The following is a 19897-nucleotide window of genomic DNA, read 5'->3' on the forward strand; positions in this document are numbered from 1 at the left end:
GAGCCGGCCATCGGGCCGCCGCCGGCGGAGCCGGGCATCGGGCCGCCATGGCAGCGGTTGAGCCCCCGCATGTTGCTGGTGCACCCGGTGCACGAAGTGCTGCAACAGATTCCGCTGCTCATCGGTTCGGTGGTGCTCGGCTCGGCCACCGGTAACTCGTGGTGGCTGATCGCCGCGATCGCCCTGACCATCGCGGTCGGCATGGCACGGTGGTTCACCACCGGCTACCGCATCGAACCGGGCGAGGTGCGGCTGCGCACCGGCCTGCTGCAGCGCAAGGTTCTCTCGGTGCCGCGCAACCGGATTCGGTCGGTGTCCACCGATGCCCGGTTGCTGCATCGCCTGCTCGGGCTGACGGTGTTGCGGATCAGCACCGGCCAGGAGGCCAGGGGCGACACCGAGTTCGCGCTCGACGCGGTCGAGGCCGAGCAGGTTCCGCGGCTGCGCGCGATCCTGCTCGCCGACGCCGTGCCCGTCGCGGATGCCCCGGCCGGCCGGGTGCTGGCCCGCTGGGAGCCGACCTGGCTGCGGTACAGCCCGCTGAGCTTCACCGGGCTGGCAATGATCGCCGCGGCAGCAGGGGTGGTTTACCAAGCCGGAGTGGGTGCGGCGCTTCGGGAACCGCTGGCGCAGTACGGGGACGCGGCGGCCGAACGCCTGGGGGTCGTATTCAGCCTGGTACTCGGCGCGCTGGTGGTGCTGGTCTTGTCGGTCGTGTTGTCGGTGCTGCGGTCCTTACTGACCTACGGCAATCTGGTGTTGCGCAGAGACGCCGAGGTGCTGCACCTGCAGCACGGCCTGATGCGACTGCGCGAGCACACCTATGACATGCGCCGGATGCGTGGCGGCACCTTGCGCGAGCCCCTGCTGGTGCGGGCCTTCGGCGGCGCGCGGCTGGACGCGGTGATGACCGGAGTGGGCGGTGAGGCCGAGGCGTCACTGCTGCTGCCGCCTTGTCCGGCGCACACCGCCACATCGGTGCTGGCCGAACTGATCGACAATCCCCACGCGGTCGAGGCCCCGCTGGTGGCGCACGGCCCGGNGTGCACGAAGTGCTGCAACAGATTCCGCTGCTCATCGGTTCGGTGGTGCTCGGCTCGGCCACCGGTAACTCGTGGTGGCTGATCGCCGCGATCGCCCTGACCATCGCGGTCGGCATGGCACGGTGGTTCACCACCGGCTACCGCATCGAACCGGGCGAGGTGCGGCTGCGCACCGGCCTGCTGCAGCGCAAGGTTCTCTCGGTGCCGCGCAACCGGATTCGGTCGGTGTCCACCGATGCCCGGTTGCTGCATCGCCTGCTCGGGCTGACGGTGTTGCGGATCAGCACCGGCCAGGAGGCCAGGGGCGACACCGAGTTCGCGCTCGACGCGGTCGAGGCCGAGCAGGTTCCGCGGCTGCGCGCGATCCTGCTCGCCGACGCCGTGCCCGTCGCGGATGCCCCGGCCGGCCNGGGTGCTGTGGGGGATCGTCGCCGGTTGCGCCGGCCTGCTCGCCGCGGACCGGGCCCGGTCGCTCGGTCATCTGGTGCACGACGGCTGGCTGGTCGCGCGCACCGGCAGCCTGGAACGCCGCCGCGATTGCCTGGATGCTGCCGGGATCATCGGATGGACGGTGCGGCAGACGTTCTTTCAGCGCCGGGCCGGGGTGGCCACCCTGATCGCGGCGACTGCCGCGGGGGAGAAGCGCTACACCGTGATCGACATCCCGGCGGCGCAGGCCTGGTCCGTGGCTGCGGCCGCCTCGCCGTGGGTAGCCGACAACGGCTGGGCCTCGGGTCCGGCGGGCCCCGAGTTGCGCTGAAATCACCTGCGTTTAATGTCGCTGCATGGCTATCGGTGGGGTGTTGTTCGACATCGATGGTGTGCTGGTGACCTCCTGGCAGCCCATCGACGGTGCGGGGCAGACGTTGCAGGTGCTGGCCGATCACCAGATCGCGCGGTCCTATCTGACCAACACCACCACCCGCACCCGTGCGGAGATCGCCGAGTTGCTGACCACCGCGGGCATGGACGTGGCGGCAGACGAGGTGATCACGGCTGCGGCGCTGACCGCCGAGTACGTGCGCGACCGCTATCCCGGCGCCCGGTGCTTCCTCGTCAACAGCGGCCAGATCGGCGAGGACATGCCCGGCGTCGACGTCGTGTACTCGAGTGAGTTCAGCGGGCCGCGCGCGCCGGAGACCCCCGACGTGGTGCTGCTCGGCGGGGCCGGGCCGGAGTACAACCACCTGACGCTGAGCTGGGTCTACGACTGGATGGCCCAGGGCGTCCCCGTGGTGGCGATGCACCGCAGCACGGCGTGGAACACCACCGACGGACTGCGGGTGGACACCGGGATGTACCTGGCCGGCATGGAGGAGACGTCGGGTCGCAAGGCCGTCGCCGTCGGCAAGCCTGCCCCGGAAGGATTCCTGGCGGCCGCCAACCGGCTTGGCGTCGACCCCGACGAGATGTACATGATCGGCGACGACCTGAACAACGACGTGCTCGCTGCCCAGGTGGTCGGCATGGTCGGGGTGCTGGTGCGCACCGGCAAGTTCCGTCAGGCCACGCTGGACCGTTGGGCCACAGACGAATTCGCGATGCAGCCCAACCACGTCATCGACTCGGTGGCCGATCTGCCGGAGCTCCTGGGCCTCTAAGGGCCGGTTCGGACCGGGCTACACCGTGTAGCGCAGGTCGTAGCCGGCCTGCCGATCGGCGATCTGCTGTGCGCGGTCGTAGTCGAGCTGATCCGGGTTGTAGTTCGGATCGTCGGGATCGGTCACGATGCCCTCGACCTCCGACAGCTTCACCACTCGCGTCGTCACCGTCGGCATGTTCGTCGCATCCGGGTCCACGCCCTGGAACCGCATCGAGATCGTGCCCTGGTTCAGCCCGCCCGTGGACACCCAGTTGGCCACGCCTGGATCGTTCTTGGAGACCACGATGGTGTACGTGCCGTCGGCGTTCTTGATGGCCTGGCTGTTGTTGAGGCTGGTCTGCTGATTGCGGGTGTCGTTGGTGATGGTCCAGTCATTGGTCACCGGCACCACGAAGTACTCGGCATCGCCCGGATCGACGGTGATGATCATCGCCTCGTCGTCCTTGAGCTGGAAGTAGCCGGCGCTCTGCAGCTGGGTCGAGAGGAACTGGGCGTTGTGTGCGGGCTCGGACAACACGTTGGGTTCACCGGTGGCGGTCGCCACCGACATGTAGGTGTTCTCGCCACTGATCCCGGTGACCAACATCAGCAGCGCGGTCTCGGTCGATGACAGCAGCAGCGGCACCCGGTCGAACGCCGGGATCACCGACACCAGCTGGAGCAGGGCGGGGTTCTTCACCACGGTCTCCCCGATGAACGGGATGGCGAAGCCGCCGATCTGGCTGAACAAGCTGCTGGGCGGCCCTTCGACCTGTTCGATGGTCAGCGTCATGGGTTTGTCGGAGTTCCAGTCCGACAACGTGTTTCGGGTGGCCAGGATGGTCGAGTTGGCCGGGGCCTGCAGGTAGTTCATGCCCTTCTCGGGGTTGGCCGGCGGCGCGTCGGGGCTCACCACGATGGTGAAGGTTCCGTCGTCTCGGACACTGAGCTCTTCACCGCTCAGGTTGGCCGCCGTGACCCCGTTGATGCCGGTGAGCACGCTGAAGTTCGCGCCCGACGAGGTGGGGTGGGTGGTCGGGTCATTCGGGTCGTACCCCTGGACCTTGCCCTCGATCTTGTATGTCGATGCGCCGTTGATGCCGGTGAATCGGTAGACGGTATCGGGGTTGTCGTACCAGATCCGGGTACCGCTGGCTTCCTGACCGTTCCAGGTGCGCGGCGGATTGACCTGCAGCAGCAACTTCGGATCGTTCGAGTCGAGCATCAGAAATTGGGTGGCCGACTGGTTGGCGAATTCGGAGGTGGCCTGGTGCAATTGCGAGAGATTCGTCAGGTCGGGGCCACCCACCGCGGAGAAGTTGCGCAACGCCTCGGCGTACCAGGCAGCCATCAAGACCACCTTGGCCAGCTGCACGGCCGGTGTGTTGACGATCCGGGCGACCTCCCGCTCGGCTGCGAGTTGTTCCTCGGTGGCCAGCGTGCTCGTCGCACCGGCAGTCACCTCAGTCGAGGTTACGGTGCTTTCGACCTGTTCTGTTTCCTGGGACCGGCCGAACAGGTTTATCGACGGGCTCGGCTGGCCCTCCCGACGTGACCAGCCCAGCAGCGCCGCCAAGCCGATGTCGTGGGCCGGGTTCACCGGGAGGTCCGGACTCAGCGGATTGAGCCGCTCCGACGAGACCACCGAGGCCACCAGCTGCGGCACAACGTGTGCCGGGGCGGCCTCGGTGCGGGGCTTGAATGCCGCAATCGCTTGATCCGCAACGTGATTCGTCACCGTCTTGACCGTGTTCGCCAGCGCTTCCACCGGTGTGATGACTTCGGTGTCGGCGCTTTCCTGCGGCCGGGTGTCCAGCGTTGTCCGCTCCGGCGCGGGATCATCGGTCTTCGTGACGGCCCGGGAGACTACCTGGCGCACATGGTCGGCCGCGATCTTGTCGGTCGTTCCGGACTCGCCGGCAGCCGATTTCCGGTTGCCGGCCGCCGCTTTGCGCTCGTTGAGCTTGACCCCGGACCGAGCGGCGGATTTCGCGTTGTCTCTCGCGTCGTCCAGGGCGGATTCGACCTTCGACGTCACGTCGCGGAGCCGCTTGGCCAGCCCCTGCCCCGGCTCGGACCCGGGCTTGCGAGGACCGCGCTGCGGGGTTGAACTCTGCGACTTCGTACTGTCCGACGCTCCCGCGGAACTGCCGGACGGATCGGATCCGCCGGTGTCGGCGGCGGCGATCGCCGGGCTGTTGGCAACCGCCACACCGATTCCGAGCGCGACGGCAAGGGCACCCACCCGCCCGATGAATCGCGCACCCCCGGCGGTAGCAGACGTCGTCGTCATCTTGCCTCCCCGAACTGTTCTGGCTGTCACAGAACGCAATTGGGGGACTGTAACAAGTTCCAGTTCAGCTTCGGGCGAGTTTGGCGGGACTGGATTTTTTCTCCGCCCGGGCCGGTATCAGGCCTTGAGGTCGCGGACGGCCTCGATGCGTGCCTTCAACTGATCGGTGGTCGCGGCCGCCACCGGAGGGCCACCGCAGATGCGCCGCAGCTCGTTGTGGATCCACCCGTGCGGCTTGCCGGTGCGGTGGTGCGCGATGGTCACCAGTGCGTTGAGTTCGCGGCGCAGTTCGCGGATCTGGCCGTGCGTGGTGCGCGGCGGAGGCGGGCCACCCGACACCGCGGCCTCGGCCGTGCGCTTGGTGAGTTGCTCATCTTGCCTGCGGCGCAACAGGTCTCGCATCTGCTCGGCGTCGAGTAGGCCCGGGATGCCGAGATAGTCGGCTTCCTCGTCGCTACCGGCCGGGGTTGCGGTGCCGAACGAGGCGCCGTCGAAGATGACCTGGTCCAGTTCGGCGTCGGCACCGAGGTACTCGAAGCCGTTCTCCAGTTCGCTCTTCTCGTCATTGCGCTTCTCGGCGGCCTCGAGCGCCGCGTCGTCGAGTCCGTCGGATTCGCGGTGCGGCTTGCCCAGCACGTGGTTGCGCTGAGCTTCCATCTCGCTGGCCAGCAGCAGCAGGTTCGGCACCGACGGCAGGAAGATGCTGGCCGTCTCACCGGCCCGGCGCGACCGCACGAAGCGGCCGATGGCCTGTGCGAAGAACAACGGTGTCGAGGCGCTCGTGGCGTACACACCGACCGACAGCCGCGGCACGTCGACGCCCTCGGACACCATGCGGACCGCGACTAGCCAGCGGCTGGTGCTGGCCGAGTACTGACTGATGCGATCGGATGCGCTCGGATCGTCGGAGAGCACCACGGTGGGGACCTCGCCGGTGATCTTGGTCAGCAGATCGGCGTAGGCCCGGGCGGTGGTCTGGTTGGTGGCGATGATCATGCCGCCGGCATCGGGCACGTGCTGACGCTTCTGCTGCAACCGCTTGTCGGCGGCGGCGATCACCGCGGGCATCCACTCACCGGTCGGGTTCAGCGCGGTGCGCCAGGCCCGCGCGGTCTGCTCGGCGGTCAACGGCTCACCGAGCCGGGCCGCGTGCTCCTCGCCGGCACTGTCACGCCAGCGGGCCTCGCCCGAGTAGGCCAGGAACACCACGGGCCGCACCACGCCGTCGGCCAGCGCGTCCGAGTAGCCGTAGACGTGGTCGGCCTGCGAGCGCATGAAGCCGCCCTCGTCGGGCTCGTAGTTGACGAACGGGATCGGGCTGTCGTCGCTGCGGAACGGCGTACCGGTGAGCGCCAGCCGTCGTGTCGCGTCGTCGAACGCCTCGCGCATCGCGTCGCCCCAGCTCTTCGAGTCACCGCCGTGGTGGATCTCATCGAAGATGACCAGCGTCTTGCGGTTCTCGGTGCGCACGCGGTGTCGCGTGGGATGGCTGGCCACCTGGGCGTAGGTGACGACGACGCCGTGGTACTCCGCCGAGGTCTGCGAGTTGGAGTTGCTGAACTTCGGGTCGAGCGCGATGCCGTTGCGCGCGGCCGACTGGGCCCACTGGATCTTGAGATGCTCGGTGGGAACCACCACGGTGATCGCGTCGACCGTGCCGTCGTTGAGCAGTTCGGCCGCGATCCGCAGCGCAAACGTCGTCTTACCTGCGCCCGGCGTGGCGACCGCCAGATAATCACGCGGCTTGGCGGTCAAATACTTCACCAGCGCCTTGCGCTGCCAGCCCCGCAGTGCCTGGGTGCTGGGCGCTGCATCAGCCCGCACCCGAGGACTCCTCTCAGTCGGAAAGTAGTTTAGGCCAGCGCGTTACGTCGGCGCATATCCGCAGGAGCCCGCCGGGCGTGTCGCTCAGATGAAGTAGTTGTCGTTCTTGACGAACCACTCGGCGCGTTCCTCGTCGCTGAGGTCGGCCAGCTGGGCGAACCCTTCGAAGTAGGCCTCCCGCGGCGCGCCGGGAGCAAACAACATCAGCAGCGACGTCGGCGCGTCGGCCTCGTTGCGGAAGCCGTGGATGCCGCCGGGCGGGATGTAGAGGAAGTCGCCCTGGTTGCCGTCGCGCCAGTCGGTCCCGTCATAGAGCTTGACCGTGCCCGACAAGACGAAGAAGGCCTCCGACATGGTCCGGTGGAAATGCGGACCGGGCCCGCCGCCCTGCGGGCTGATGTCGATGCGGTAGAGGCCGTAGTCGCCGCCGGTGTCCTGCTGGTTGGCCAGGTAGTGGTACTTGACCTTGCCGAACGAGTCGTAGTCGGGCGGCTCGTCACCCCGCTTCAGCCGGGCGCTGACCTCTGGCTCGTCCTTGGTGTAGCGGGCCGGGGGATACGGTGGCACATTCCTGGGATCCCAGAACGACACGATCGCCAGCCTAGCCGTGCAGCGGTGATGTGGCGTCGAGATCGACACCAGGGCTGTTCGCGCCGAGGCGAAGCCGCCCTGGTGTCGAAATCGGCGAACGGGGTCAGGCCCGGGCGTCCTGCAGGACGGGGAACGTCACTCCGGTGAGTTCCTCGGATACCGCCCACAACCGGCGCTGCTGATCGATGTCATAGGACAGCGCACTGGACGTCACGAGCTTCGGGTGGCCCTTCTGCTCGCCGAGCCCGTCGGGCCCGTAGTACTGCCCGCCCAGGGCGCTCGGGTCCGTGGCCGCGCGCAGGGTCGGCAACGCACCCATCGCGGCCTCCTGGAACAGCGGACGCAGCAATGGGACGGCGCGCTGGACGGCATCCGGCAGATGGCGTGCCAATTCGGTGTCCGAGCCGCCGGGGTGGGCGGCCAGAGCCGTGGTGTGCTGCCCGATCAGGCGGCGCTGCAGTTCATAGGTGAACATCAGGTTGGCGAGTTTGGACTGGCCGTAGGCGACCAGTCGGTTGTAGCCACGGTCCCACTGCAGATCGTCGAAGCGGATGCCGCGGCGGGCGAAGCGGTGCCCGATGCTGCTGACCGTCACGATGCGCGAGCCCGGCACCGGCAGCAGGCGGTCCAGCAGCAGGCCGGTGAAGGCGAAGTGGCCGAGGTGGTTGGTGCCGAACTGCAGCTCGAACCCGTCGGCCGTGCTCTCTTTCGGCGGGGTCATCACGCCGGCGTTGTTGATCAGCAGGTCGATGGTGTCGTGTTTGGTCCTGATCCCGTCGGCGGCCTCGCGTACCGACGCCAGCGAGCCCAGATCGAGACGTTGCAGTGCGAGGTCGGCGGTGGGCACCGACCGGGTGATCCACTCGGCGGCGGCCTCGCCCTTGTCCATGTTGCGGACGGCCAGGACGACGTGCGCGCCCTTGGCCGCGAGTGCCTTGGCGGTTTCGAGCCCGAGGCCCGTGTTCGCTCCGGTGATGACGGCCGTGCGGCCGGTTTGGTCCGGAATGTTGGCGATGGTCCATTTCGTCATGAGAGACTCCTAGATGGGCTAAGCGGAGTAGCCACTCCGGTTGCGTCCCGACTATACGGAACGTGCGCCCCGTTTTGTCAATGGTTTGTGGTGAGGTGATGGCGAATGCGTGCGGATGCGGCCCGGAACCGGGCCCGGGTACTCGAGGTCGCCTACGAGACGTTCGCGGCCGACGGGCTTTCCGTCCCCATCGATGAGATCGCCCGCCGGGCCGGGGTGGGCGCGGGCACTGTCTACCGCCACTTCCCGACCAAGGAGGCGTTGTTCCAAGCGGTCATCGCCGAGCGGATCGGCAGCATCGTCGAAGAGGGGCGCACCCTGCTCGACGCGAATCCGGCCGAAGGGCTCTTCGACTTCCTGCGATCGATGGTGCTGCAGTGGGGCGCCAAGGACCGCGGGCTGGTCGACGCGCTCGCCGGTTCGGGCATCGACGTCGAATCGGTGGTGCCCGAGGCCGAGGGCGAGTACATGACGGTCCTCGCGAACCTGCTCGCCGCCGCGCAACGCGCAGGCACGGCACGACCCGATGTCACGGTCGCCGAGATCAAGACACTCATGGTCGGCTGCCAGGCCATGCAGAGCTACAACGACGACGTGGCCGAGCGGGTCACCGATGTCGTCTTCGACGGACTGCGCGCCGCCGCGCGGTGACGGGCGCGCACAAAGGCCCCGGGCGTGGCGCGTGGAGTCGCACGCTGCTTATTGAGCCAGAGCGGCCTTCGCCGGCGGGAGTAGCGTCGGCTCCATGAAGTTCGGCATCGCCACCTTCGTCGACGACGACAGCATCGATCCGGTATCGCTTGCCCGCGCCATCGAGGAGCGAGGGTTCGTCTCGCTCCAGGTCGCCGAGCACAGCCACATCCCGGTCAGCCGAGAGTCGCCGTATCCGGACGGTGGGGAATTGCCGCCGTGGTACTACAACACGCTCGATCCGTTCGTGACGCTCGCGGCAGCGGCCGCGGTGACCTCCACGATCGAGCTCGTCACCGGGGTCGCACTGCTCATCCAGCGCGACCCCATCCATACGGCGAAGGAAGCAGCGAGCATCGACCTCATCTCGGGCGGCCGGTTCGTCTTCGGGGTCGGAGCCGGATGGAATCTTGAGGAGATGCGTGACCACGGAACCGATCCGAAAACCCGTGGCGCTCGGCTGGACGAGAGCATCGAAGCCGTCGTCGAGCTGTGGACCAACGAGCCCGCCGAGTATCACGGTCGGTACGTCAACATCGAGTCGTCCTACTGCCGTCCCAAGCCAGTACAGAAACCACATCCACCCATCTACGTCGGCGGCAACTCCGATGCCACCGTCAGACGGGTGATTCGCCATCGAGCCGGGTGGATTTCGAACCCGCTGCCGCGGGATGTCCTGGCTAAGCGGATCGGGCAGATGCGCGCCGGAGCCGGCCACGACGTGCCGCTCGCGATGTTCGGTACGCCGATCAAACCCGACTATTGGCGCGCCGCGGAGGATCTCGGGTTTTCGCAGCTGGGGTTGTTCCTGCCCTCGGTCGGCAAGGACGAATCACTGCGGCTGCTCGATGACTACGTTGCGGCGGTGCAGAAGTATCAGTCGGGAGGCTGAGGCCGGTTAGTCTCGGCCCATGAGTGCTGAGGAGTCGGGGGACTTGTCAGACGAGCAGCGTGACAGTCCTCAGTACGCAATTCCGCTGGGCCTGATGTTCGGGTTCACCACCGCGGCGGTGCTGTGCCTGGGATACGGCTGGCTGCACCGGAATCCGGAGCTCGCTCTGCAGCCGGATCCGGGCGCCATCACCTCGATGTTGTGGCGCACGACGGTGGTCGTGGCGCTCAGCGTTGTGGTGGTGGTCGGATGCTTCGCAGCGGGTCGGTTGCACCGACAGACCTTCGGGCGGCGGGCGAGATTCCTGGCATATGTGTCGCCGGCACTGGCGATCGCGGCGTTCAGCGGACTGCTGATGTTGCGCCAGGGTCGGACGAAAGAGGTATTCGACGCTGCAGCCGAGGCGCAGGAGTCGCTGGTGCCCTTCGACCTCACCCTGGTAGCCCGCTGGGCATGGTGGTGTGCGTGCCTGGCAGTGATGGCGCTGGCGCTAGTCGCGGTGGTGAGTTACGCCGCGCAGCCCAGCCTCGGGGCGCTGTTCGTCAGCCCGTTGCTGGCCGGTGCCGTGGCTGTGGCCGTGGTGATCGTCGTCGCCGTCAGCATGGTCGCGACCGGCTCTTCGTCGATCCCACACCAGACGGCTGAGCGCATCGATGCACCGATCGAGCCGGCGCCCACCGGTGAGGTCGGCTATCGCGTCACCGAACCCGGATCTCAGCCCATACCGGCCGGCGCCGGCTTCGTCCGAGCCCGCGCAACCAAGACCGGCGGATACTCGAACGTCTACACCGTCGAGGGCTATGACGGCTCAACCGGCAAGCGTCGCTGGTACTACGGTCCGCTGGACGACCTGTCGGTGCTGGGCTCGACCGGCGTCGGTCCCGAGAGCGTGGCACTGGCACGGTGGGGCAACATCCTCATCGGTATCGATGCCACCACGGGAACACTGTTGTGGTTCAAACCCGGCCAGACCACATGGGACTTCGACGAGATCCGCCGCGGCTTCTCGTCCTCGGTGATCCTCGCCGTCCGTGCCGACTCGCAGTCGGCCGGCGCCAGTGGCACGGTGTGGGAGGCGCTGGCACCCCGCACCGGTGAAGTGCTGTGGTCCAAGACATTCCGCTACGGGTGCCACCCGAGCGCGGAACTGGCCGATGAGCTGGTGACCGTGCGCAGCTGCGATGATGCGCCTGACGTGGTTGCCGAAGTCCTGGATGCGCGAACAGGGGAGCCAACCGGGGTGATCCCGGTGTCACTGTTCGGCGTCAGGCCGGACGAGGTGCGGGATCCCGCCGGTGCCATCGGCGTCAGCGACGCCAGCGGTGAGATGGCAGTGGTCACCGTCACCAGGTACCGACCCCAACGCATCCACACCCGGTTCGTCATCAACCTCAGGTCAAAAGAGGTGGTGCGCCGCCTGTCCGATCAATACGGGCCTGCGTGGTTCGTCGACGCCGGATCGCTGATCGTCACGCAGTCCCGAGGACGGGACAAGCGCCCGGCGCAATCGATCCTGGTCCTTTCCACCGGAGCGGCGTTGCCGCTCGGGTTCGGCTCGGAGGTAACCGGCGGCGGTGAAGGTTTCTCCATGGTGACGCGGGTCGGAAATACCTGGTGGACAACGATCCCCGCCGACGAGCAGACGAGCCCGACCAGGTCATCGCCGCTGCGCTCGCTCGACCAGTCGGGCGCAACTCGGTCATACTCTCCGCCGTGCTCGGACAGCATGATCCGCGCACCCGGAATCACGGGAATCCCAGGGGCATTGCTGGTGTACTGCACGGATAGCGACTGGGCCGCAGTCCGTTAGCGGTCAGGCGGGCCGGAGCCCCACCACGTCGTAGCCCGAGATGTGGGCGCCCTTGGTGCGTTGGCAGAGGACAAGCACCGCTCCGGGCACGGCGACCACACCGCCGATGTCTCTCCCGCACGGCGACGGTCGCCCGCTCGACGAGCCGTCGGGTGACACCGAGACCACCAGATTGTCGAAGTTCGCGTCGTACGCTGCCGCTGTCACCAGTTGATCGCCGACCTGTGCCCAGGCCTGTCCGCTGGGTGGTGCGTAGGAATTGCCGCTGCCATATGTCTTGACGTCGGTGGTGCGAACCGTCGTGTTGTCTCCGAGTCGGTACAGGTTGACGAAATCTCTGGAACCCCTTGGGGGTAGTTCCAGGACCGGACCCGGATACTGGCCGGAATCAGCGGCGCTCGAGTCGTACATGTACCCGGGGTCCGGCAGCTCGTCGACCGCTCCCGTGCGGGTGTCGACCGTGACCACGGAGTAGGGCTCATTGCGCTGGTGTCTGAGCTGCATCACGGCTGTCGCTCCGTGGTAGGCGAGCGGTTCGATCGGCCGGTTGGCCGGGGAGAACCCTTGAGGCACAGCGTGTTCGATCTCTCGTTCAGAGCCGTCCTCGGCGTCGAACACGTGGATTTTCAGTGAATTCCCGCACGCTACCGCGTATGTGACGGCGTCATCGACCGCTCCGACCAGACCGGTATCGCTGCACTGCCGATCGGATTCGGCAAACGACCACGACCACCGCAGCGCTCCGGTTCGGGGATCGAGGGACCCGAGCTCATTCCTGTTGTTGCTCACCACCGGCACTGCGTCGGATGGTAGCGATATGCGGCCGCGCAGGCTCCAGCCCTGGTCCAGGCTCCATCGCACCTGCCCGGTCATGGCGTCGAGCCCCACGACGAACGGATCCGTGCGCGGCTTGGAATAGCCTGCGTCGTGGTCACATTCGACCAGGACCATCGCGTCGTCGGCGGTGCCTGTGGAACGGATTTTCTGTAACAGGCAACCGTCGCGCAGTGATTCGAGCGGAAAGCGCCAGCGCGGTGATCCGGTTGCGCCGTCGTATCCGATCAGCGTGTCGCCGTCCACGAGCACGAAGCCCGGCCCCGCCGGGACGAGCGTGTCGACCCGCTTGACGGTGAGGGTGTAGGCCTCGGAGCCAACGGCGGTGGGCACGTCGGGCACGGCGATCGACTCCGCAGTCGTGGCCCGAGGCGCACCGAGTCGGCCCAGTGCTACCAATCCGAGACCGGCCACCAATGCGACGGCCATACCCGCGGCGACGAAGGGAAAGGCCGCTTGCCATTTCAGCGGCTGACCGTCCGGGTGAACGGCAACCGCACCTGCTACCAGCAGCACCGCGGCCACCGTGAGCAACAGCCACGCGGCCTGGATCAGTGCGAGGAGTGGCCGACTTCCCGGTCCCGATGCGGGTTCGGTCCAGGTGTGGGGAAGCGAGTTCAGGAACATGAACGACGCCACCGTGGCGAGAATGGCAAGCGTCCAGGCGGCTTTCCAGGCAATCGCGCGGCCGGCCAGTGCGGCGACGCCGCCGGCGCCCAGGACGGCGGCGGCCACGGCAACGGCAACGAGGGATCCGCCGAGCAGGCGGGTGACCGACTCCAGGCGGTCGGAGGCCAAGCCGTCCGGAACTCGTTGGGTGAAGGCATACAGGCTGAGGAGCACCCCGGCCACCGCGAAGCCGATGCTGAGGCTCACCAGAGCGCGGCCGAGTGCTGGATGCGCATCTTCAGCTGTGGTCACGTCCGGCCTCCCCTCGACGATTCTGAACTGTGCCACACCGGTTCGTCTGGCAGCCACGGCAGCTTTTCGTGCGCGGAAGTGCGCCGATACCACGCGCACCAGCTATCCGCGGTTCGCCATTCCCGTCGATTCCGGCGGACAACTCGTCGGCCTGCACTGAAGGTCGCCGCGGCGACCGGCCGAAGGGGGAGCATCTGCCCCCATCGCGTACGGCGGCACCGCTTTCTACGCGAGGGTCGCCGGGCCGCGCCGGGACCCGCCCTGACGTCGATATCGGCGACGCGTCGCCGATACGCGACGGGCCGGCCGGCATGGGTTTCGCCAGGGGCTTAGCCCGGCCGCCGAAGCCGTACCGCCAAACCTTGCACTCGCCATGGTCGAGTGCTAAGAATGCAGTTGGCACTCTCGATCAGTGAGTGCTAGGTCGGGACGGTGAGGCCGGGGCCGCACCTGCGGGAGCACACCCTGGTCGTCCGTCGCGGGCACTGAACCCGACCACAGAACGTGCGATCCCCTATCCGGAGGAATCACTTCGCAATGGCTAAGACAATTGCGTATGACGAAGAGGCCCGTCGCGGCCTTGAGCGGGGCCTGAACAGCCTCGCCGACGCGGTAAAGGTGACGCTGGGCCCCAAGGGTCGCAACGTCGTCCTGGAGAAGAAGTGGGGCGCCCCCACGATCACCAACGATGGTGTGTCCATCGCCAAGGAGATCGAGCTGGAGGACCCGTACGAGAAGATCGGCGCTGAGCTCGTCAAAGAGGTCGCCAAGAAGACCGACGACGTCGCGGGCGACGGCACCACCACCGCCACCGTTCTGGCCCAGGCCCTGGTTCGCGAAGGTCTGCGCAACGTCGCTGCCGGCGCCAACCCGCTCGGCCTGAAGCGCGGCATCGAGAAGGCCGTCGAGAAGGTCACCGAGACGCTGCTGAAGAGCGCCAAGGAGGTGGAGACCAAGGAGCAGATCGCTGCCACCGCCGGTATCTCCGCCGGTGACCAGTCCATCGGTGACCTGATCGCCGAGGCCATGGACAAGGTCGGCAACGAGGGTGTCATCACCGTCGAGGAGAGCAACACCTTCGGCCTGCAGCTGGAGCTCACCGAGGGTATGCGCTTCGACAAGGGCTACATCTCGGGTTACTTCGTGACCGACGCCGAGCGTCAGGAAGCCGTCCTGGAGGATCCCTACATCCTGCTGGTCAGCTCCAAGGTCTCGACCGTCAAGGACCTGCTGCCGCTGCTGGAGAAGGTCATCCAGTCCGGCAAGCCGCTGCTGATCATCGCCGAGGACGTCGAGGGCGAAGCCCTGTCCACCCTGGTGGTCAACAAGATCCGTGGCACCTTCAAGTCCGTTGCCGTCAAGGCCCCGGGCTTCGGTGACCGCCGTAAGGCCATGCTGCAGGACATCGCCATCCTCACCGGTGGCCAGGTCATCAGCGAAGAGGTCGGCCTCTCGCTGGAGACCGCCGATGTCGCGCTGCTGGGCCAGGCCCGCAAGGTCGTCGTCACCAAGGATGAGACCACCATCGTCGAGGGCGCCGGCGACAGCGACGCCATCGCCGGTCGCGTGGCTCAGATCCGTGCAGAGATCGAGAACAGCGACTCCGACTACGACCGCGAGAAGCTGCAGGAGCGCCTGGCCAAGCTGGCCGGCGGTGTTGCGGTGATCAAGGCCGGCGCTGCCACCGAGGTGGAGCTCAAGGAGCGCAAGCACCGCATCGAGGACGCCGTCCGCAACGCGAAGGCTGCCGTCGAAGAGGGCATCGTTGCCGGTGGTGGCGTGGCTCTGCTGCAGTCGGCTCCGTCGCTGGAGGAGCTGCAGCTCACCGGTGACGAGGCCACCGGCGCCAACATCGTGCGTGTCGCGCTGTCGGCCCCGCTGAAGCAGATCGCCTTCAACGGTGGACTGGAGCCCGGCGTCGTCGCCGAGAAGGTCACCAACTCGCCCGCCGGCACCGGCCTGAACGCCGCCACCGGTGAGTACGAGGACCTGCTCAAGGCCGGCGTTGCCGACCCGGTGAAGGTCACCCGCTCGGCGCTGCAGAACGCGGCGTCCATCGCGGCGCTGTTCCTCACCACCGAGGCCGTCGTCGCCGACAAGCCGGAGAAGGCCGCCGCACCCGCCGGCGACCCGACCGGTGGCATGGGCGGTATGGACTTCTAGAAGTCCTGCTCTTTACGGGAAAGCCCCGGTGCGCGCTGCGTGCCGGGGCTTTTTCGTATCCCCAGCGTGGCGTCCATGCACAGCGGCTGCTGGAATTTCCGTGCCGGGACGCCACACTCGTCGGTGTGGCTCGCCAGCCTGCGGCCATGCAACCTTTCATCGGAAGTGCCGCGATACGCCGCGGCGAACTGACCCGCCACCGGCTGGCACGCGACTATGTGGCGCTCTACCGCGACGTGTATGTCAGGCGCGACCTCGCACTGACAGCCCAGCTCAGAGCGCAAGCAGCCTGGTTGTCCACGGGAGCGACGCTGGCCGGGATGTCAGCTGCGGCGATCCTGGGCACCAAGTGGCTGAATCCGGGTGAGCGCGGAGATAATGTCGCGTCCGCAGATCATCGTCGAACGCGTGAAGGCGAAACTGCGCGCCGCCGGGTGTCCGATCTGATGACGAGCGTGACGCTGGTGCCGGGATTCTGGCGCGATTGCCTGCATGACCGACACACTCGGCAGTTCAGTTCTCCGACAGGACGATGCAATCGCTGTCGCATTGGCCGGGCGGGCCTGGTCGGGGCGCCTTGCGGTGCAGCACAGCGCGGTTGGGCACGATCCGGTGCGTCTCGTCCTCGGTGGTCCCCGCGTGGCCTCGCCCGTCGACGATCAGTGAGTACCCGCCGGGCTGGCTCGGCGGGCAGACGAGCGTGACGTCCTCGTGCAGAGCGAGATTTCTCCGGGTGTGGCCTCCGATCGGGCCGACGTCGATGACGCCGTTGACCAGGTGTGGCTCCACCGCGACCGTGTGTGCGTGGTAGTTGTCGTCGACCGTGACGAGGTAGGCGAACGTGTAGTCCGCCAGCTTGTCGGCCAGCTGGTTGAGATCCACTTTCACGCTCATGACGTGAGAATAGTTCGGTCCGCGCGCCGCCGTGGCGGACCTGTCACATGGGTGCGGGTTGTTTGCCTCGGACGAGTCGACCGGGCCGCGCGTCGGTCGGCACGCCGTTCTCGGCGATCACCTCACCGGAGACGACGGTCGCGACGTAGCCGTCCGCGGTCTGGTCGAGCCGGCGTCCGCCCCCGGGCAGATCGTAGGCGACGACGGGCCGGTGCAGCCGCAGCGCCGCATGGTCGATGACGTTCAGATCGGCCTTGTAGCCCAAGGCGATTCGACCGCGATCGGCCAGACCGGCGACCCTGGCCGGCACCGATGTCAGTTCCCGGACGGCGTCCGCGATGCTGAGCATGCCGGTGCCACGGTCCCGCACCCAATGGGTCAGCAGGTAGGTGGGGAAGCTGGCGTCGCAGATCATGCCGTAATGCGCTCCGCCGTCGCCGAGGCCGAGCACCACGTCGTCGCGGCGGATCAGCTCGGCGACGGTGTCGAGCGAGTTGTCGCGGAAATTGGCCAGCGTCACCAGCAGCATGGCGTGTCCGTCGTCGTCGAGCAGGCGGTCGTAGGCCTCTTCGAGGGGGTCGACGCCGCGGGCCCGGGCCCGGGCACCGATGGAGTTGGACGGGTCGGGCTCGTAGTCGGGCTGCTCACCCAGCGGGTACATGTAGTCCCAGGCTTGCACCGCGAACATCAGGGGATGGCCGTCGCCGGCCGCCGAGTCGGACAGGATCCGTTGGCGCACTTCGGGTTTCCGCATCTCGGCCACGCGCTCTGCGAGCGGCAGGTGGGCGATTTCGCGGTAGCTCGGGTACAGCACGAACGGGTTGCCCGACAGTTCGAGGCCGAGCACCAGCCCGATCGGGCGCGGGAAGATCTGCGCGGTGATGTGGCCCCCGTCGGTGTTGGCCTTCTCCACCATGCGCAGTGCGTCTTCGAAGAACGCCGGGCCGGCATTACCGATCGCCAGCGTGAACGTCACGGGCAATCCGACGTCGGCGGCCACGTCGAACACCGTCTGCAGCGCAGGCTCGTAGTCGCCCGCGACCAGATCCGGCACGAACTGGATCAGGCCGCCACCGGCGTCGTCGACGCCTCGGGCGATGGCCTCGATCTCGGCATAACCGGCGTCGTAACTCGGAATCGGCTTGCCGCTCTCGGTCTTGTGGATCGTCAGCCGCGACGAGGCGAATCCCAGCGCGCCACAGTTGACCGCCTCGGCGGCGAGCTTGCGCATCAGCGCGAGATCTTCCGTGGTGGCGGGCTCACGGTCGACGCCGCGCTGACCCATCACGTACACCCGCAGCGGGGAGTGCGGCAGGAACGCGGCCACATCGATATCGAGCTGTCGCGACCCGAGCGCGTCCAGGAACTCGGGGAACGTCTCCCACGTCCATGGCAGCCCGTCGACCATCACCACCCCGGGGATGTCCTCCACGCCGGCCATCACATCGACGAGCACGTCGTGATCGTCGGGACGGCAGGGCGCGAAGCCGACGCCACAGTTGCCCATGACGGCCGTGGTGACCCCGTGAGCCGAGGACGGATTGAGCCGATCCGACCAGATCGCCTGACCGTCGTAGTGCGTGTGCAGGTCCACGAAACCGGGCGTCACCAACAGGCCCGTGGCGTCGATCTCCCGCTCGGCGGCCCCGGCCACGGTGCCGATCTCGACGATGACACCGTCGCGCACGGCGACGTCGCCCACGTAGGGCTCACCACCCAGGCCGTCGACGATGGTGCCGCCGCGGATGCACAAGTCGTAGGTCATCTAACTAACGTACGACGCCACGGCCGTTCGCGGAACAGGCGCCGAAGTGTCGGTGCCGGATGCAAGGATCGACCGGTGATCGATCACTTCGGAATCAACTGCGCCGACTGGGCCAAATCGAAAGAGTTCTACGACTCGGTGCTGGGCGTACTCGGGTACAGCCGGCAAATGGACTACCAGGTTGCGATCGGCTACGGCAGCGAGGGCAAGCCAGACTTCTGGATCGCCGATGCCAGTGCCGGCGATGCCGGCGGGCCGAACCGGGAAATCCACGTGGCCTTCCAGGCGGCCGACACCGATGCCGTGCAGGCGTTCTACGACGCGGCCCTGAGTTTGGGTGCCGAGTCGCTGCACGCGCCACGGTTGTGGCCCGAGTACCACCCGGGCTACTTCGGTGCGTTCGTCCGCGACCCCGACGGCAACAATGTCGAGGCGGTGTTCCACGGCGCCGCGCCGCAATAAGCAGCCCTACAGCTGTTCCAGTTCAGCAATCCGCCAGTCGCCGTCCAGGCGGGTGAGGCTGACCCGGTAGGCCAGTGCGTCCTTGGTCGACGGGCTGCCCGCGGGCTTGGACGTCTGATCGACGAAGGCCACCACCTGGGCGGCCTCGGCCGACAGCGACTCCACACCGGTGTTGCGGACGGAGGCGCTCTGGGTCGCGCCCTCGGCCCTGGTGCGCATCGACTTGCGGTACTCCTCGGCGGCCTGGCCGGTCAACAGCTCGGCGACCGCGTCGATGTCACCGCGGCTGGTGGTAGGCGTGAAGCTCAGCATCTTGACGACGTTGTCCGCGACGAACTCGGTCACCTGCTCGCGGGCGTGGTCGTCATCGGCGATCGGCGTGGGTGCAGGCGCGTTCTTGACCGACAGTTGCCAGAAGCCCAGGCCGGTCGCCACGACCACCCCCGCGATGAGGGCGAGCACCAGCAGCGACCAGGTGTTGCGGGTGTTCATCAGTGGACGAACTCCAGCTTCGAGGCCTTGTAGCCGCCGTCGACGTGCTCGACGGTGACCCGCACCCGCTGCAGTGACACCACGCCCACCCGATTGGACGTCACGGTGACCTTGGTGTCGACGGTGACCAGCACGACCGCCTCATCGGAGAACAACGCTTCGATGCCGGCCCCGGTGACCGTTCCGTCGGTCTTGACGCCCAGTTCCCGTGCCTTGCGCTTGATGTTCGGGGCCTGGTTCTGCAGGTCGGCGCGGAACTCATCTGTCGCGCCTTCCATGACCTTCTCGAGATCGGCGTCGGCCGTGTCCGCGCTCACGGTGACGGTGTGCAGGGCGAAGGTCCTGGCGGCCTCGACATACGGCTGCCACGACGGCGTCGTACTCGCCGCAGGTGTGGAACGTACGAGCTGGCTGATCGCGAAGGCGATGGCGCACACCAGCAGCACGGCCAGCAAGATTGGTATCAGAACCCTTGCGGCGCTGCGCTTCTCGGGGCGACGCGGGTGCGGGACGGGTGCCGGAGCCGGCCAGCTGGGTGCCGGGGGTGGGGCGTTGACCACCGGTGGAGCGGCCGCCGCGAACGTCGGCGCCGGGATGACGCGGGGCGGTGT

The 19897-nt window shown here is 67.5% G+C and carries 15 protein-coding genes and 2 pseudogenes; 8 read left to right on the forward strand and 9 right to left on the reverse strand.

The annotated features are described in order from the left end of the window. Nucleotides 1–69: 69 nt before the first annotated feature. The 3 genes and pseudogenes from BN4332_RS27580 to BN4332_RS27595 form a co-directional block, all read left to right on the forward strand. A pseudogene (locus BN4332_RS27580) lies at nucleotides 70–1053 on the forward strand (PH domain-containing protein); the annotation flags it as partial. Next, a pseudogene (locus BN4332_RS35655) lies at nucleotides 1044–1803 on the forward strand (PH domain-containing protein). The pseudogenes BN4332_RS27580 and BN4332_RS35655, both read left to right, overlap by 10 nt. A gap of 25 nt (nucleotides 1804–1828) precedes the next feature. Further along, on the forward strand, nucleotides 1829–2644 hold the full coding sequence (locus BN4332_RS27595; RefSeq protein WP_066902684.1) for an HAD-IIA family hydrolase: 816 nt from the start codon (nucleotides 1829–1831) through the stop codon (nucleotides 2642–2644). Between the two features lie 18 nt (nucleotides 2645–2662). On the opposite strand, the gene BN4332_RS27600 is transcribed toward BN4332_RS27595, so the two are convergent. From BN4332_RS27600 to BN4332_RS27615, 4 genes are all read right to left on the reverse strand, one after another. Next, the gene (locus BN4332_RS27600; protein ID WP_084459430.1) at nucleotides 2663–4918 is read right to left on the reverse strand and encodes a DUF1214 domain-containing protein; all 2256 of its coding nucleotides are present in this window, start codon (nucleotides 4916–4918) and stop codon (nucleotides 2663–2665) included. Nucleotides 4919–5035: 117 nt separating this feature from the next. Beyond that, complete coding sequence (locus BN4332_RS27605; RefSeq protein ID WP_066902688.1) at nucleotides 5036–6742, reverse strand: DEAD/DEAH box helicase; 1707 nt, start codon at nucleotides 6740–6742, stop codon at nucleotides 5036–5038. Between the two features lie 84 nt (nucleotides 6743–6826). Then, nucleotides 6827–7333, reverse strand: a complete 507-nt coding sequence (locus BN4332_RS27610) for a cupin domain-containing protein (protein ID WP_084459431.1) — start codon at nucleotides 7331–7333, stop codon at nucleotides 6827–6829. Nucleotides 7334–7436: 103 nt separating this feature from the next. Next, nucleotides 7437–8363, reverse strand: coding sequence for an SDR family NAD(P)-dependent oxidoreductase (locus BN4332_RS27615; protein WP_066902692.1), 927 nt, complete (start codon nucleotides 8361–8363; stop codon nucleotides 7437–7439). 105 nt (nucleotides 8364–8468) lie between these two features. On the opposite strand from BN4332_RS27615, the gene BN4332_RS27620 reads away from it, so the two are divergent. From BN4332_RS27620 to BN4332_RS27630, 3 genes are all read left to right on the forward strand, one after another. Beyond that, nucleotides 8469–9014, forward strand: coding sequence for a TetR/AcrR family transcriptional regulator (locus tag BN4332_RS27620; protein ID WP_066902694.1), 546 nt, complete (start codon nucleotides 8469–8471; stop codon nucleotides 9012–9014). Nucleotides 9015–9108: 94 nt separating this feature from the next. After that, nucleotides 9109–9945 carry an LLM class F420-dependent oxidoreductase gene (locus BN4332_RS27625; RefSeq protein WP_066902696.1) on the forward strand — a complete coding sequence of 279 codons (837 nt, stop codon included), beginning with the start codon at nucleotides 9109–9111 and terminating at the stop codon, nucleotides 9943–9945. Nucleotides 9946–9964: 19 nt separating this feature from the next. Then, nucleotides 9965–11755: a PQQ-binding-like beta-propeller repeat protein gene (locus tag BN4332_RS27630; RefSeq protein ID WP_066902698.1), complete on the forward strand. Its 1791-nt coding sequence runs from the start codon at nucleotides 9965–9967 to the stop codon at nucleotides 11753–11755. A gap of 3 nt (nucleotides 11756–11758) precedes the next feature. On the opposite strand, the gene BN4332_RS27635 is transcribed toward BN4332_RS27630, so the two are convergent. Then, nucleotides 11759–13510, reverse strand: a complete 1752-nt coding sequence (locus BN4332_RS27635) for a BamB-related PQQ repeat family beta-propellar protein (RefSeq protein ID WP_096867002.1) — start codon at nucleotides 13508–13510, stop codon at nucleotides 11759–11761. A 537-nt stretch (nucleotides 13511–14047) separates the two neighbouring features. Between BN4332_RS27635 and groL the strand changes: the two genes are divergently transcribed. Beyond that, nucleotides 14048–15673: a chaperonin GroEL gene (gene groL, locus BN4332_RS27645; RefSeq protein ID WP_066902702.1), complete on the forward strand. Its 1626-nt coding sequence runs from the start codon at nucleotides 14048–14050 to the stop codon at nucleotides 15671–15673. Nucleotides 15674–16186: 513 nt separating this feature from the next. Here the strand turns inward: groL and BN4332_RS27655 are convergent. Both BN4332_RS27655 and BN4332_RS27660 read right to left on the reverse strand, forming a co-directional pair. Further along, nucleotides 16187–16567 carry a hypothetical protein gene (locus BN4332_RS27655; protein WP_066902706.1) on the reverse strand — a complete coding sequence of 127 codons (381 nt, stop codon included), beginning with the start codon at nucleotides 16565–16567 and terminating at the stop codon, nucleotides 16187–16189. Nucleotides 16568–16610: 43 nt separating this feature from the next. Then, a complete protein-coding gene (locus tag BN4332_RS27660) occupies nucleotides 16611–18332 on the reverse strand; it encodes an N-acyl-D-amino-acid deacylase family protein (RefSeq protein WP_066902707.1) in 1722 nt (573 codons plus the stop codon). A gap of 75 nt (nucleotides 18333–18407) precedes the next feature. Between BN4332_RS27660 and BN4332_RS27665 the strand changes: the two genes are divergently transcribed. Next, nucleotides 18408–18794: a VOC family protein gene (locus tag BN4332_RS27665; RefSeq protein WP_066902709.1), complete on the forward strand. Its 387-nt coding sequence runs from the start codon at nucleotides 18408–18410 to the stop codon at nucleotides 18792–18794. Nucleotides 18795–18800: 6 nt separating this feature from the next. Here the strand turns inward: BN4332_RS27665 and BN4332_RS27670 are convergent, their stop codons facing one another. Both BN4332_RS27670 and BN4332_RS27675 read right to left on the reverse strand, forming a co-directional pair. Next, entirely contained in the window at nucleotides 18801–19286 is a 486-nt protein-coding gene (locus BN4332_RS27670) for a hypothetical protein (protein ID WP_066902711.1), read from the reverse strand. Further along, a partial coding sequence (locus BN4332_RS27675; RefSeq protein ID WP_494337821.1) for an Rv1363c family protein occupies nucleotides 19286–19897 on the reverse strand: 612 nt, incomplete at its 5' end. The genes BN4332_RS27675 and BN4332_RS27670, both read right to left, overlap by 1 nt.

Source organism: Mycolicibacterium houstonense (assembly GCF_900078665.2).
In the GTDB taxonomy this organism is placed as follows: domain Bacteria; phylum Actinomycetota; class Actinomycetes; order Mycobacteriales; family Mycobacteriaceae; genus Mycobacterium; species Mycobacterium houstonense.

Excerpts from the sequence above, each read along its gene's own strand:
- BN4332_RS27615 (WP_066902692.1), bottom strand. The coding sequence starts at position 8,363 with ATGACGAAATGGACCATCGCCAACATTCCGGACCAAACCGGCCGCACG.
- groL (WP_066902702.1), top strand. The coding sequence starts at position 14,048 with ATGGCTAAGACAATTGCGTATGACGAAGAGGCCCGTCGCGGCCTTGAG.
- BN4332_RS27620 (WP_066902694.1), top strand. The coding sequence starts at position 8,469 with ATGCGTGCGGATGCGGCCCGGAACCGGGCCCGGGTACTCGAGGTCGCC.
- BN4332_RS27600 (WP_084459430.1), bottom strand. The coding sequence starts at position 4,918 with ATGACGACGACGTCTGCTACCGCCGGGGGTGCGCGATTCATCGGGCGG.
- BN4332_RS27670 (WP_066902711.1), bottom strand. The coding sequence starts at position 19,286 with ATGAACACCCGCAACACCTGGTCGCTGCTGGTGCTCGCCCTCATCGCG.
- BN4332_RS27660 (WP_066902707.1), bottom strand. The coding sequence starts at position 18,332 with ATGACCTACGACTTGTGCATCCGCGGCGGCACCATCGTCGACGGCCTG.
- BN4332_RS27655 (WP_066902706.1), bottom strand. The coding sequence starts at position 16,567 with ATGAGCGTGAAAGTGGATCTCAACCAGCTGGCCGACAAGCTGGCGGAC.
- BN4332_RS27625 (WP_066902696.1), top strand. The coding sequence starts at position 9,109 with ATGAAGTTCGGCATCGCCACCTTCGTCGACGACGACAGCATCGATCCG.
- BN4332_RS27595 (WP_066902684.1), top strand. The coding sequence starts at position 1,829 with ATGGCTATCGGTGGGGTGTTGTTCGACATCGATGGTGTGCTGGTGACC.
- BN4332_RS27630 (WP_066902698.1), top strand. The coding sequence starts at position 9,965 with ATGAGTGCTGAGGAGTCGGGGGACTTGTCAGACGAGCAGCGTGACAGT.